Origin of the sequence: Roseovarius sp. S88 (assembly GCF_037023735.1) — a bacterium.
In the GTDB taxonomy this organism is placed as follows: domain Bacteria; phylum Pseudomonadota; class Alphaproteobacteria; order Rhodobacterales; family Rhodobacteraceae; genus Roseovarius; species Roseovarius phycicola.
On the sequence record NZ_CP146069.1, the window covers coordinates 140712 to 154873 of the forward strand.

Annotated in this window: 15 protein-coding genes; 6 read left to right on the top strand and 9 right to left on the bottom strand. The window is 54.3% G+C overall.

All coding sequences use genetic code 11. The features are described from left to right. Positions 1-20 precede the first annotated feature (20 nt). The 3 genes from RZ517_RS00625 to RZ517_RS00635 are packed head-to-tail and all read left to right on the top strand — an operon-like array spanning position 21 to position 2502. Positions 21-875, top strand: coding sequence for a peptidylprolyl isomerase (locus RZ517_RS00625; RefSeq protein WP_338549569.1), 855 nt, complete (start codon positions 21-23; stop codon positions 873-875). Between the two features lie 2 nt (positions 876-877). After that, positions 878-2107, top strand: coding sequence for a bifunctional glutamate N-acetyltransferase/amino-acid acetyltransferase ArgJ (argJ, locus tag RZ517_RS00630; protein ID WP_338549570.1), 1230 nt, complete (start codon positions 878-880; stop codon positions 2105-2107). Next, a complete protein-coding gene (locus tag RZ517_RS00635) occupies positions 2104-2502 on the top strand; it encodes a (deoxy)nucleoside triphosphate pyrophosphohydrolase (protein ID WP_338549571.1) in 399 nt (132 codons plus the stop codon). Before argJ ends, RZ517_RS00635 begins: the two co-directional genes overlap by 4 nt. A gap of 58 nt (positions 2503-2560) precedes the next feature. Here the strand turns inward: RZ517_RS00635 and infB are convergent, their stop codons facing one another. The 5 genes from infB to pip all read right to left on the bottom strand — a co-directional run bounded on the left by infB (position 2561) and on the right by pip (position 9113). Next, positions 2561-5056: a translation initiation factor IF-2 gene (gene infB, locus RZ517_RS00640; protein ID WP_338549572.1), complete on the bottom strand. Its 2496-nt coding sequence runs from the start codon at positions 5054-5056 to the stop codon at positions 2561-2563. 5 nt (positions 5057-5061) lie between these two features. Further along, positions 5062-5685 carry an RNA-binding protein gene (locus RZ517_RS00645; RefSeq protein ID WP_338549573.1) on the bottom strand — a complete coding sequence of 208 codons (624 nt, stop codon included), beginning with the start codon at positions 5683-5685 and terminating at the stop codon, positions 5062-5064. A 24-nt stretch (positions 5686-5709) separates the two neighbouring features. Beyond that, on the bottom strand, positions 5710-7329 hold the full coding sequence (gene nusA / locus RZ517_RS00650) for a transcription termination factor NusA (protein ID WP_338549574.1): 1620 nt from the start codon (positions 7327-7329) through the stop codon (positions 5710-5712). A gap of 3 nt (positions 7330-7332) precedes the next feature. After that, the gene (rimP, locus tag RZ517_RS00655) at positions 7333-7905 is read right to left on the bottom strand and encodes a ribosome maturation factor RimP (RefSeq protein ID WP_338549575.1); all 573 of its coding nucleotides are present in this window, start codon (positions 7903-7905) and stop codon (positions 7333-7335) included. 233 nt (positions 7906-8138) lie between these two features. Beyond that, positions 8139-9113 (bottom strand): prolyl aminopeptidase, encoded by a 975-nt coding sequence (gene pip, locus RZ517_RS00660; RefSeq protein WP_338549576.1) that lies wholly within the window; start codon positions 9111-9113, stop codon positions 8139-8141. A 49-nt stretch (positions 9114-9162) separates the two neighbouring features. Here pip and ubiG point away from each other — a divergent pair, with 49 nt between their 5' ends. Continuing rightward, positions 9163-9909 (top strand): bifunctional 2-polyprenyl-6-hydroxyphenol methylase/3-demethylubiquinol 3-O-methyltransferase UbiG, encoded by a 747-nt coding sequence (gene ubiG / locus RZ517_RS00665; protein WP_338549577.1) that lies wholly within the window; start codon positions 9163-9165, stop codon positions 9907-9909. A 3-nt stretch (positions 9910-9912) separates the two neighbouring features. Here ubiG and RZ517_RS00670 read toward each other — a convergent pair whose 3' ends face one another. Genes RZ517_RS00670 through RZ517_RS00685 form a run of 4 tightly spaced genes read right to left on the bottom strand, consistent with a single transcriptional unit; the run spans position 9913 to position 12203 of the window. Beyond that, positions 9913-10359, bottom strand: coding sequence for a MarR family winged helix-turn-helix transcriptional regulator (locus RZ517_RS00670; RefSeq protein ID WP_338549578.1), 447 nt, complete (start codon positions 10357-10359; stop codon positions 9913-9915). Next, positions 10356-11189 carry a carbon-nitrogen hydrolase family protein gene (locus RZ517_RS00675; RefSeq protein ID WP_338549579.1) on the bottom strand — a complete coding sequence of 278 codons (834 nt, stop codon included), beginning with the start codon at positions 11187-11189 and terminating at the stop codon, positions 10356-10358. The genes RZ517_RS00670 and RZ517_RS00675 overlap by 4 nt, the downstream gene beginning before the upstream one ends. Next, positions 11186-11443: a glutaredoxin 3 gene (gene grxC, locus RZ517_RS00680; protein ID WP_338549580.1), complete on the bottom strand. Its 258-nt coding sequence runs from the start codon at positions 11441-11443 to the stop codon at positions 11186-11188. Before grxC ends, RZ517_RS00675 begins: the two co-directional genes overlap by 4 nt. Before the next feature lie 31 nt (positions 11444-11474). Beyond that, complete coding sequence (locus RZ517_RS00685) at positions 11475-12203, bottom strand: ComF family protein (protein WP_338551200.1); 729 nt, start codon at positions 12201-12203, stop codon at positions 11475-11477. A gap of 29 nt (positions 12204-12232) precedes the next feature. Between RZ517_RS00685 and RZ517_RS00690 the strand changes: the two genes are divergently transcribed. Next, positions 12233-13036 carry a methyltransferase domain-containing protein gene (locus RZ517_RS00690; protein WP_338549581.1) on the top strand — a complete coding sequence of 268 codons (804 nt, stop codon included), beginning with the start codon at positions 12233-12235 and terminating at the stop codon, positions 13034-13036. Between the two features lie 60 nt (positions 13037-13096). Continuing rightward, positions 13097-14158, top strand: coding sequence for a ferrochelatase (hemH, locus tag RZ517_RS00695; RefSeq protein ID WP_338551201.1), 1062 nt, complete (start codon positions 13097-13099; stop codon positions 14156-14158). The last annotated feature ends 4 nt before the right edge of the window (positions 14159-14162 follow it).

A 14162-nucleotide genomic window follows, 5' to 3' on the forward strand; every position in this document is an offset into this window, starting at 1 on the left:
GAATGAACAAAGGAAATCGTATGTTGCAATCATTCAAGACTTTCATCGCCGCGTCCTGCGTGCTCGGTGCCATTTCGACAGGGGCTTTCGCTCAAGATGAAGTCGACCCAAATCAGGTGCTTGCAACTGTAAATGGAACGGAAATCACTCTGGCCCACGTGATAGCGTTACGCTCTGAACTGCCCCAGCAGTACGATCAATTTCCATCGGCGCTATTGTTCCAGGGCATTATGGACCAACTTGTCCAACATACCCTCATGATGCAGTCCATCGAAGGGAATGCATCGTTCAAAAGCCAGATCGCGATTGAAAACGAAACGCGGGCAATCATGGCGGGCGAAGTTCTGCAAGGCATCGTCTCTGAAGACCCTTCCGAAGACAGCCTGAGAACCCTCTATGATGAAAAGTATCCCGTGGACCTTCAGGAGACTGAATATCGCGCCTCGCATATTCTGGTCGAGACAAAAGAAGAGGCCGCGGCGCTTGTTGCCGATCTTGAGGGTGGAGCCGATTTTGCAGAGCTTGCCCGCAAAAAATCTACCGGCCCCTCAGGTCCATCCGGTGGTGATCTTGGTTGGTTCGGAGCAGGCGACATGGTCGAACCCTTCTTTGAAGCTGTCGTTGAGCTTGAGCAGGGTGAAGTGTCACCGCCTGTGCAAACCACATTTGGCTGGCATGTTATTCGCCTGGCTGAGAGCCGCTCGCGCGCACGCCCCGAATTCGACACTGTTAAGGCCCAACTTATCGAAGAAGCGCGGCAGGCGTCAGTCGAAGCTTTTGTCTCTGATCTGCGTGAAAATGCCGAAATCACACGCGCGGCAACGGACGATATCAATCCGGACGTCATTCTGAACTTCGATCTTTTGGAGCAATAAGCATGGGCAATGCACCCACTGTTTCGCCGTTGGCACCGGAGTCGTTTCCTGATCTTCCCTTAATCAATGGCGCGCGGTTCGCAGCTGTCGAGGCAGGTGTGCGGTACAAGGGACGCAAAGACGTCACACTCGTAGCGCTTGATCCTGGGTCAGTTGTTGCAGGTGTCTTTACCAAATCCGCCACCCGGTCTGCAGCAGTTCTAGATTGTCAGGAGAAAATAGGAACGCCATCTGACAGCGGCGCTGCCATCATCGTGAATTCCGGCAATGCCAATGCTTTTACTGGCAAAAATGGAAAAGAGTCAGTGAACGCCATCGCGAATGCAGTCGCCGAGACACTCAACTTACCATCAGACCGCGTATTCACGTCATCTACCGGAGTAATAGGTGAAAGCCTGCCCCATGACCGAATATGCGCAAAGATCGAAGAGGCGGTTGGAGCGCTGTCTGAAACCCATCTACCAGACGCCGCGCATGCAATCATGACGACAGATACGTTCGCCAAAGGCGCCGGCGCGACCGTGTCAGTTGACGGTCAACAGATCCATATTGCAGGCATCGCCAAAGGATCCGGCATGATTGCCCCCGATATGGCCACGATGCTGGTCTACATCTTCACGGATGCTCGGATGGAGCGCGAAGTCTTGCAGCAAATGGTGACAGCGCTCAACAAAAAGACCTTCAACTGCATCACCGTCGATAGCGACACATCTACGTCTGATACACTTCTGGTCGCCGCAACCGGAGCATCCGGCGTGCAGGTCACCGACAAAAGTGTTGGTTTTATGGAAGCCTTACGTTCCGTCATGCTCGATCTCGCACATCAGGTCGTGCGCGACGGCGAAGGGGCCACCAAGTTCGTGGAAATTTCTGTGTCCGGCGCATCAAGCGATGCAGACGCCAAAACCCACGCCATGGCCATCGCCAATTCACCCTTGGTGAAAACAGCCATCGCAGGCGAAGACCCAAACTGGGGCAGGGTGGTCATGGCCATCGGCAAATCTGGCGCACCAGCAGACCGAGACCTCCTGTCGATCTGGTTTGGTGAGACTCTGGTGGCCGAAAAAGGCTGGGTTAGTGACACATATCGCGAAGAAGACGGTGCGGCGCATATGAAAAACGACAAGATTGAGATCCGCGTTGACCTCGGTCTTGGCGGGGGGACCGCCACAGTCTGGACCTGCGATCTGACCCACGGATACATCTCTATCAACGCGGACTACCGGTCTTGAAAACTGTTCTGGTATCCGCGGTGGCCCTGATTGACGTTGAAGGTCGCGTCCTACTGGCCCAGCGCCCCGAAGGTAAATCCATGGCAGGCCTGTGGGAATTTCCCGGCGGCAAGGTGGAAGACAGCGAAACACCCGAAGTCGCGCTGATCCGCGAGCTGGAAGAAGAGCTTGGCATCAACACCTGGGAGAGCTGCCTCGCGCCTCTGACCTTCGCCAGTCACAGTTATGACGATTTCCACCTCCTCATGCCGCTCTTCGCTTGCCGCAAATGGGAAGGGTCCCCGCAATCTCGGGAAGGTCAGACACTGAAATGGGTGCGTCCAAATAATCTGCGCGAATACCCAATGCCCGCGGCAGACATCCCGTTGATCCCGATCCTACGCGATTGGCTTTAGTGTCCGGAAACGAAAAGGGCGGCACATAGACCGCCCTCAAACCAGCCTCTAAAAAGGCTTAATCCAGATTCCGTTCGATCTCTTCACGCTCGAAGATTTCGATCACGTCATCGGCGCGTATGTCGTCGTAGTTCTCAAACGCCATACCACATTCCTGACCTGACTGAACCTCCGGCACCTCGTCCTTGAAGCGCTTCAACGTCTTGAGCGTACCTTCGTGGATCACCACATCATCACGCAGGAGACGCACACCGGCAGAGCGACGCGCGACGCCTTCGGTAACGAGACAGCCCGCCACTTTGCCGACGCCTGTGACCTTGAAGACCTCCTTGATTTGCGCGTACCCAATGAAATTCTCACGAATTTCGGCCCCAAGCAGACCACTCGCCGCCGCCTTCACGTCGTCCACAAGGTCATAGATCACACTATAGTAGCGGATCTCGACGCCCTTCTGGTTGGCACTGTTTCGCGCTGGCGCGTTTGCCCGCACGTTAAAGCCAATCACTGGCGCACCTGAGGCTTCGGCAAGACCCACGTCACTTTCGGTGATCGCGCCAACACCGGAATGAAGCACGCGTACGCGCACCTCTTCGTTGCCAATTTTCTCCATCGCCTGAACGATGGCTTCGGCAGAGCCCTGCACATCTGCTTTCACCAGAATGGGCAGCTCGGCAACATTCTCGTTTTCCTTGGCCTGTGCCAAAAGCTGTTCAAGCGATGTGCCCGACCCAGCGGCAGCACGTCTGTCTTTCGCCGCTTTCTCGCGATAGTCAGCGATCTCACGAGCTTGCGCTTCGGTGTCCACAACGTTCAACACGTCGCCCGCTTCTGGAGTACCGTTGAGTCCCAAGACTTCCACCGGAACCGATGGTCCGGCTTCCTTGACCCGATCACCCCGGTCATTGATGAGTGCACGAACCCGGCCATATTGCTCACCGACAACAAAGATATCCCCTTGTTTGAGGGTTCCGCGCTGAACCAGAACTGTCGCAACGGGACCACGGCCTACATCAAGCTGGGCCTCAATCACCGCGCCTTCAGCAGCCCGGTCCGGATTCGCGGTCAGTTCAAGGATCTCCGCTTGAAGCGCAATAGCCTCGAGCAATTCATCAAGGCCTTGACCAGTGATCGCAGAAACTTCGACATCCTGCACTTCGCCTGACATCTTCTCGACAATCACTTCATGCTGCAACAGGTCGGTTCGCACCTTGTCTGGGTTCGCTTCTGGTTTGTCGACCTTGTTGATCGCCACGATCATCGGCACTTCTGCGGCCTTGGCGTGGTTAATCGCCTCAATGGTCTGTGGCATAACCGCGTCGTCCGCCGCTACAACAAGAACGACGATATCTGTAACCTGCGCACCGCGAGCGCGCATACTGGTGAACGCCGCGTGGCCAGGCGTATCGAGAAAACTCAAAACGGCACCGCTTTCGGTTTCTACCTGATAGGCACCAATATGTTGCGTAATTCCACCAGCCTCGCCTGCGACAACCTTCGCGTCGCGAATTGCGTCCAGAAGAGAAGTCTTTCCGTGATCGACGTGCCCCATGATCGTAATGACCGGTGGGCGTGGCTTGAGGTCTTTGTCGTCGTCATCAACCGAGTCGATTACGTCTTCCACATCCGCATCACTCACACGAGTGACCTTGTGGCCAAACTCCTCAATAATCAGCTCTGCAGTGTCCGCATCAATTGCTTCGTTCTGCGTCACCATCATACCGTTGTTCATCAGAGCCTTGACCACGTCGCCGACGCGCTCTGCCATCCGGTTGGCAAGCTCAGACACAACAATCACTTCTGGCAGTTGCACTTCGCGGACAACTTTTTCACGCGATTCGACGCCACCCATTGCTTTTTGGCGTGCCCGTTCCTGCTTGCGCTTCATCGCAGCCATGGATTTCTGGCGTCCGCCTTCGCCACCCGACAGCGCCTGGTTCAGTGTCAGCTTGCCAGACCGGCGACTGTTGTCATCGCCTCGGCCTTTGTTTCCCCGGCCACGGCTGTCATCACGGTCGCGATCAGTTCTGCGCGGTGCCTGTTTGGGCGCACGTTGCTGTTGAGGTGCATCCGCAGCAGGTGCAGCCGCAGCAGCGGCGACAGCCTTCTTCGCAGCCTCTTCAGACTCGCGTTTTTTGCGATCTTCCTCATCTGCCTTCGCTTTGGCCCGTTCTTCGGCCTCGCGCTGTTCGCGTTCCTTGGCTTCCGCTTCCTGGCGTCGACGGTGCTTTTCTTCCTCGCGCGCCTTTTCTTCGGCCTCGCGATTTGCAGCCTCTTCAGACTCGCGCTCTTTGGCCGCGGCCAACGCCTTCATACGACGCTCGTATTCGGCCTCTGTGATGCCCGCAGGGCGCTTGGACGCATTGCCCGAAGCGCCGGAAGACGCGGACACACTCGCTGCCGGAGCCGCCGCACCCGGCTTGGGCTTGACGATCCGTTTCCGCTTGGTTTCCACCACGACGTTCTTGGTGCGCCCATGGCTGAAGCTCTGCTTCACGTTCCCCGAACGGGGACCGCCACGCACACCCAGAGTTTTCTTTCCGTCGTTGTCGCTCATCTACTTCAACTTCCTTTCCGGTGGGGCGTTTCCCCAGCCGAGACGCGCAAGCCTTTCAGCCTTGCCGCCTCCTCTACAACACGTTGGCACAAACCTCCAGCCGCTAGTGCAGCATGAATTGTGCTTTCCCGTCCAAAGGCCTGACCCAATTCATCCGCAGTCAACCAGCCGATCCAGGACCCGCCATAAGGCGTGCTCAGCTTGGACTTACCGCGCTCTGATCCATCGCTCGCTTGAATGAGCACTTCGGCCTCATCCTTAGACAGCCAATCCTTAACCTTTTCGTAACCTGACACAGCTTGCCCGCCCTTCCGGGCCAAACTGATCAACTCGACCACACGACGCGCCAGCATGGTCTCGACCATCTGAGGCAGGTTGTCTGGCAAGGTCACAGCCTGCTTTGCACTTCTTGAAAACAGACCCTTTTTCACCGCAATCTGCAGCGTATCAAGATCCGCACTGACCCAGATACCCCGTCCCGGCAAACGTTCCAGAATATCGGGCACCACCTGCGCCTCGGGACCAATTGCAAACCGGATCAAACCGTGCTTTGGCCGCACCTCGCCTGTGGCAATGCACTTGCGTTCCGGACCGTCTTTTTGGTCCTTGGGCTGTCCACCGCGCCCCATGTTAACCTCACGAGGCCTGAAGGATCAGGCCTCGGCCTCCTCGTCAACGGCTTCTTCGCCTTCTTCGGCGGCGTCCGCCTCGAGGTCCGCAGGGTCAACCCAACCCAACATAACACGCGCGGTCATGACAAGATCCTGTGCTTCTTCAAGAGACAAATCAAACGGCTCCAAAAGCCCGTCATCCTTGATCCGTTCTCCATCGACTGTCGTCCAGCCGCCTGCGAGTTCCCAGTCTGCGCAGGTTGCGAAATCCTCGAGCGTTTTCACGCCGTCCTCGGCCAGAGCTACTACCATTTGGGGTGTCAGGCCTTCGAATTCAATAAGGCTATCCTCAGCTCCCAAACTGCGCGCTTTTTCAAGAGCTTCGCGTGCCTGTGCCTCTAGGATATCGCGAGCCCGCGCTTGCAGCTCTTGAGCTGTATCTTCGTCCACACCATCAATCACCAACAGCTCATCAAGCTCGACATAGGCAACTTCTTCGAGATTCGTGAATCCTTCCGACACCAGAAGCTGCGCAAAGAACTCGTCCAGATCGAGCGTCTCCATGAAGAGCTTGGTGCGTTCTTCAAACTCTTTTTGACGGCGTTCGCTGTCTTCGGCTTCTGTCATGATGTCAATATCAAGATTGGTCAGCTGGCTTGCCAAGCGTACATTCTGGCCGCGCCGACCAATGGCCAGTGACAACTGATCTTCCGGCACTACGACCTCAATCCGTTCGGCCTCTTCATCCAGAACAACTTTGCTCACCTCAGCAGGTTGCAACGCGTTCACAAGGAAAGTCGGCTGATCCTCATTCCACGGAATGATGTCAATCTTTTCACCCTGAAGCTCATTCACAACCGCCTGCACACGGCTGCCACGCATACCCACACAGGCACCTACGGGGTCAATCGAGTTGTCATAAGAAATCACGGCAATCTTTGCCCGGCTGCCCGGATCACGCGCCACAGCCTTGATCTCGATAATACCATCATAGATCTCAGGAACTTCCATCTTGAAAAGTTCCGCCATGAATTCAGGAGCTGTCCGGCTCAGGAAAATCTGCGGACCACGGGCCTCGCGACGCACGTCCTTGATGTAGCACCGGATGCGGTCATTCGGACGATAGCTTTCGCGCCCGATCTTCTCATTCCGGCGCAGAACAGCCTCGCCCATACCGACATCGACATGCACATTGCCAAACTCTTCGCGTTTTACCTGCGCATTGATGATGGTGCCGATCCGGTCTTTGAATTCTTCATACTGCTTGTCACGCTCAGCTTCGCGGACTTTTTGCAGAATCACCTGCTTGGCGCTTTGTGCAGCAATCCGGCCCATATCAACTGGCGGAACTTCCTCAACAAGCGTATCGCCCACCTTGGGATCATCCAGATACTGCTTGGCTTGCTCCACAGTGAATTCAGCCTGGTAATTCTCAAGCTCTTCATCTTCCACAACCGTGCGCACACGGGTGAATGTCGCCTTGCCCGTCTTGCGATCAATTGCGACACGAATGTCCATCTCCGCTCCATAGCGGGACTTGGCCGCACGAGCGAGACTCTCTTCCATAGCCTCGATCACAAGGCTGGGGTCGATCATCTTCTCCCGCGCCACTGCCTCGGCGGTTTGCAAAAGCTCAAGCTGGTTCGCTGAAGTAATGGCCATCTCTTAGTCCTCCTCAGACCCTTCGGTCTCGATCTCGTCAAAACTATCTTCGTCAATCAGACCCGCGTCCTTGCGCGCCTTTAACATGTCCTTGATAAGCTCATCGGTCAGCACAAGCTTGGCATCCACCAGCCAGTCAAACTTGAGCCCGACAGTGCCTTCTTCCAGGTTGATAAGCACTTCATCTTCTTCCGTACCGGCCAAAACGCCCTTGAAACGCTTACGCCCATCAATCAGCTCAGCTGTCTCTAACTTGGCCTCATAGCCTTCGAATTCGTCAAAATCCTTCAGCCGTGTGAGCGGTCGGTCGATCCCTGGGCTGGACACTTCCAGCGTGTAGGCATCTGTGATCGGATCCTCAACATCCAGAACAGCGCTCACCGCATTTGAGATGTTAGCGCACTCGTCCACCTCGATCCCGCCGGTTGGCCGTTCGGCCATGATCTGCAACGTGGCCGTCTTGCCCCCCATCAACCGCACGCGCACAAGCTCAAACCCCATATCTTCTATGACAGGGGTGATGATCTCGGCCATCCGGCGATCAATCGCAGCTTTGGCAATCAGGTCGTTGCTCATCAGACTTTCAAGCACAAAAAAACGGGCGCGCGGCCCGTTGGTATTTCCCGGTGGAGCCTCCGGTGTGGACCCGAACGCGCCGCTGTTGAGGGGGATATACGCCTGCACAGGTGAGTCTGCAAGGGAATGTTTAAACCCCTTGGCAAGAGACCGCTAAATCACACAACACAGTCAATCGCACCTACGTAATACCGACGCGATACCGACGTAATACCGACGTTGGAATTCATGGCTTAAACGCGCGCCGCAAGACGATCCATGATTTTGACAAGTTCGGCGCTGATGCCCGGCTCTGACAGGGCATGGCCCGCCACGGGAATGAGCCTGAGATCAACCTTTGGCCAGAGCTTGGACAGCCGATACGCCGCGTCAGGTGGGCAGATCATATCATACCGCCCCTGCACGATTACACCCGGAATATGGGAAATTTTCCCCATGTTTTCATAGATGTACCCGTCCTGCCCGAGGAAACCTGCATTCATGAAATAGTGGTTCTCCAATCGCGCAAACGCCCGCGCGTAGTCCGCCGGGCTGTCACCGCTTTGACCGCTGGAGTGCACCGTTGCCAATGCATTTTCCCAAGCACTCCATGCCTTGGAATAACGAATTTCCTCCGCCCGCTCGCCTGAAAACAACCGACGATTATACGCAGAGATCATATCACTCCGCTCAGATTCTGGTATAAGCCCTTGAAACTTCTCCCAAGTTTCCGGCCAAAACTTCCCGGCACCGCCACCGTAGAACCAGTCAAGCTCGGCCTTTGTCATTGTAAAGACACCGCGCAGAATCAGATGTCGAACACGTTGCGCATGGCTCTGAGCATAGACCAACGCCAGGGTCGCGCCCCAGCTGCCGCCAAAGACTGCCCAGTCTTCTATCTCAAACGTATTGCGGATCTTTTCGATATCCGCCACGAGATGCCAGGTGGTGTTGTTTTCGACGCTTGCATGTGGCTTCGATCGCCCACAACCCCTTTGATCAAAAAGGATAATTCGATACTTGCGTGGATCAAAATAACGCCGCATCGCAGGGCTGCACCCGCCACCAGGGCCACCATGCAGCACGATGACAGGCAATCCATTTTCGCTGCCGGATTGCTCAACATAGACAGAATGGCCGTCCCCCACATCCAGCATGCGCCGGTCGAAAGGCTCGATCGCGGGATAAAGAAATTGCGCTGCGCTCTTTTGGCCAGAGAATTTGTCCATAACCATCCTATATAGAGTGGTGATTCCAAATGAGCACATGGAGAGCAGAATGCAAGCCGCTCAAACAACGATAGACGACGCAGAAATTGCCAAATTCGAAGCGATGGCCGCCGAGTGGTGGGATCCGAACGGCAAATTTAAACCGCTGCACATGCTCAATCCATGTCGTCTTGACTACATCACAAGTCAGATTGCCGCCGAATTTGAGCGAGATTTATCAGCACAATCTGCGTTTCAGGGATTGCGTATTCTCGATATCGGATGTGGCGGTGGCTTACTCTCCGAACCTATGGCGCGACTTGGCGCAACTGTCGTGGGCGCCGACGCGGCGCCGCGCAACATTCCTGTAGCGCAAATTCATGCGGAACAATCCGGGCTTGAGATTGACTACCGCCACACAACGGCCGAAGCGATGGCAGCCGATGGCGAACAGTTCGATGTTGTCCTGAATATGGAAGTTGTTGAACATGTCGCCGATCCACTGGCCTATCTGACTGCCTGCCAACAGTTGTTGCGCCCTGGCGGGCTTCATATCTGCTCGACGATCAACAGAAATGCCAAGAGCTACGCCGTGGCGATTGTCGGCGCGGAATATGTAATGCGCTGGCTGCCCAAAGGCACACATGAATGGAGCAAATTCATCACTCCGGAAGAGCTCTACAAGCTTATTTCAGATGCTGGTCTCAACCCTGTCGATAAAAAAGGCTTTGTGTTCAATCCGATAAATTGGTCGTGGTATTTGTCCAGTCGCGATCTGAGCGTGAACTACGTCACCGCCAGTGTGAAACCCAAATAGGCCTCACGTTTCGCCCTCAAGTTTGATGCGCAGATCTCTGAGCACAGGCAATGTCGCCTTGAACTTATCTTCCCCGAGGTCTTCAAGCACCTGCGTGATGATTGGCATGATTGCCGAGAGTGCCGCTTCACAGGCGCGTTGTCCTGCAGGGCTGATCGCAACCTGTTTGCGCCGCGCGTCATCCCAATCAGGACGCACGTGAATGTACCCAGCCCATTCAAGTTTATTAAGCGTGTTGGTCATAGCTCCGCGGGTAACATGAAAACTCTTGGCCAACTGTGCCGGTGTGCGTTCTTCTCCGGATCTGGCCAAATGGTTCAGAACCGAGAAATGCGAGATTTCCATACCTTTGGGCAAAACACGGCTGAGACGGCTTCGAATCAACTGTTCAGCCGTCAGGATCTCGCTGAAGAAAGTTACAGCCAAAGACTGCGCTGGATTTTCGTTCATTTGGGTCCAGAAAATCGAGTTTCACAGGTCAACGATGGGATACGCTTTCGTGCGTTAGACACCGTCGTTTTGTTAATTTCAACCTGTACCACACCAACATCCGTTCCGGCATCTGCCAATACGTCGCCCCATGGTCCAACGACCATACTATGCCCATATGTTTGGCGCGGCCGACCCACGGACGACGAGTGCTCACCAGTTTGAGCAGGCGCCAGTACATAGCATCCGGTTTCTATGGCTCTTGCACGCAAAAGCGCTTCCCAATGTGCGTCACCTGTAACTGGTGAAAAAGCGGACGGCACAGTCAAAAAATCAGCCCCTGCCTTGGCCAAACTGCGGTATAGTTTCGGAAACCTCAAATCGTAGCATACCGTCAAACCAACACATCCAAATGGCGTATCGCAAGTTATGGCACAGCGTCCGGGGCGGTATCCCGCTGACTCTTTATAAGTTTCGGTTTCAGAAACGCACACATCGAACATATGGATTTTGTCATACTTGGCGCAGATAGATCCATCAGGTGATATCAAGAAGGATCGGTTGGCAAACCGCCCGTCTTGATCCTGTGCCTTCAAGGCAAGTGACCCAATCAGCACCCACAAGTCCAACTCAGATGCCTGTTCGCGCAGCGCCCTGAGCGTCAAATCTTGGTCTTCAAAAGACAGAACATTCTGCTGATGTTCGCGACTTGTCGAAACGCAGTTTGTCACCTCAGGGGTCAGTACAAACTCCGCCCCTGCAGATGACGCTTCGGCGATCAATTCTTTGGTCTGAACAAGATTTTCTTGTGGATCATCACCGCTGCAAAGCTGAAGCAGGGCAGTCTTCATGCCGAAAGTAGCGCATCAAGTTTCCCAGCGCGTTCAAGCGCATAAAGGTCGTCACAGCCACCGATATGCGTCCCGCCAATGAAAATCTGCGGCACAGTACGCCCTCCACTCGCACGCTTGATCATCTCTGCTTTGCGATCGGGGTTCTTCAAAACATCAACTTCAGCAAAACTCGCGCCCTTTTGGGCCAACAAACGCTTAGCAGCGTGGCAAAACCCACAAAGCGGGGAAGTGTAAATTTCGATGGTATTCATGATATGCACTCATTCTTTGTTGAGCGCGTATTTAGTTTGCTGCCGCGGCACGCGCCAGTACCAACACGAAAATTTCATCTGCACCAGCGCTTAGACATGCCTGTGCGCAGGCGGACAATGTTGCACCAGATGTCATGACATCATCTATCAAAACTACCTTTGCACCCTTCAATGCGGACCCTTTCTTGGAGTGTGGGAAAATCACGTTATCCAATGTGCGGAAACGCTCTTCGAAACCAAGACCATCCAACACTTGGGTTTTACGCCCGCGGACCAAAACATCTGGACAATATGCACACTTGTACGTCTCCGCGATGCTCTGAGCCATGAGGGCCGACTGATTGTACTTGCGTTTCAACAGTCGCGACCAATGCAGCGGCACCGGGACGATCAGCGTAGAGGGTATTATCAACTCGGCCGCACAACGGACCATCCAGCTATGAACCAAATGGGCAACGTCGTGCCGATCACCGTGTTTCAATCCAAGCACAAGTCGCCGTGCATTGTCTTTGTACAAAAGTGCCGCGCGTCCTTTGCTCCAGGGTCGCGCTGTTTTCAAACATGTGTCGCAATGCACTTCGAGAGCGTCATCATCGCCGGGCAACGGGACACCGCATAAATCACACACCAACCCAGAAATCACCGGTGTTTCGCGCCAACATGCGCCGCAAAGGCCAAAATCACGATCAACAAGGACTTGGCACAACAAGCAGCGCGGGGGGTAAACAAGCCTGAGAGCGGTTTGTACTGCGGTTGAGATCACCCTATTGTCCTTTAATGACGCGAATTTTGACCGATCAAAATGCCCTAGAACGCAACCGCAGACGGGCGAGCAAAAACATGGCAACGTTTCTTCATGAGACGGCAGCTGATGAACTCAAGGATCGGCTGGAATTCGTAAAGAAAGCCTTTACAAAATCAGCGATTGTGAGTGCTTGCCCTGCAGTTTGGCGCAAGGTGTTTGACCAAGGCCTCCATGTTCTGGCTAGTGAAACGCTGAATTTAGACGAATGCTCCCATGACCTTGTGATCCATGCCATATCTCTACATTGGGCAAATGACCCTGTGGGACAGCTGATTCAAGCGAGGCGTGCCCTCAAGCCTGATGGGCTGTTTCTAGCTGTGTTTTTTGGCGGCAGAACACTGCATGAACTACGCAATTCCTTGGCTCAAGCCGAGACAGAAATTACCGGTGGATTGGCACCGCGTATCGTTCCTATGGGCGATATTCGGGATCTTGGGGCGCTTTTGCAGCGCGGCGGCTATGCTCTTCCCGTTTCCGATGTAGTGTCACTTTCTGTGAGTTACGCAACACCGTTCGATCTAATGCACGATCTAAGAGCGATGGGTGAGGCCAACGCAATGCATGACAGGTTGCGTCACTTCAGCCGCCGCGATGTATTTTTGAGAGCATGTGAAATCTATGCGGACACTTATTCAGGTGAAGATGGTCGTGTGCGGGCCACCTTTGAATTGGTAGTGCTCACTGGCTGGGCACCGGGACCGGGACAGCCACAAGCTCTTCGACCTGGCACTGCGACGTCTCGTCTCGCCGACGCTCTGGGTACAAATGAATTGCCGCTCAAAGATTGACCCTGAGGCTGAAGCATTTATGTGCAACATGGTCCGAAGATGAAAAAAGACAGATCCGAGATGCTCGATTCGACCAGCAAAGCGTCAGCTTGCCCTGTGCACGCGCCCAGCAACCACCCCACCATCCCTAAGGCAAAGACTGGTGTACTCTTGGCGAACCTCGGCACACCAGATCACTACAGCTATTGGCCGATGCGTCGGTACTTAAACGAATTTCTGTCGGACAGGCGTGTCATCGACTACTCGCCCTGGCTTTGGCAGCCGCTTTTGCAATTCATTATTCTGAGCAAGCGGCCGTTCACAAGCGGAGAGGCTTACAAATCAATCTGGAACGAAGACAAGGACGAAAGCCCATTGATGACGATCACCCGAGATCAGACTGAAAAGCTTTCAAAGGTCCTGCACGCCAAATACGGCGATGACATTATGATTGATTTCTGCATGCGCTATGGCAACCCATCTACCAAATCCAAAGTGCGTGCTCTAGTCGATGCGGGCTGTACTCGGATCCTGTTTTTCCCTCTCTATCCTCACTACGCAGGTGCCACATCAGCCACTGCAAATGATCAATTTTTCCGCGCATTAATGGAAGAAACCTGGCAGCCCACAGCGCGTATTGTAGAAGCGTATTTCGAGAATCCGCTCTACATCGAAGCATTGGCTCAATCCGTCGAAACGGCTTATGAAAACGCCGATAAGAAGCCTGAAATCCTTGTTGTATCCTATCACGGGATGCCACAGCGATATCTCAAACAAGGTGATCCGTACCATTGCCAGTGCCAGAAAACCACGCGCCTTTTGTGTGAGCGCTTAGGGTGGGAAGACACGGAAATCACGACAACATTCCAATCAGTCTTCGGGCCAGAGGAATGGCTAAAGCCTTATACAGTCGAACATGTCGCCGAACTTGCAGAGCAAGGCAAAAAGAACATTGCAGTGATTGCGCCAGCGTTTTCATCGGATTGCATCGAGACCCTTGAAGAGATCAACGAAGAGATCCGCGAAAGCTTTGAAGAGGCCGGTGGCGAGGATTTCTTGTACATTCCGTGCCTTAATGATGCCGACGCACACATCACCGCTCTGGCAGAGATTATCGACCAAAATTTGGGTGGCTGGATCTAAGGTT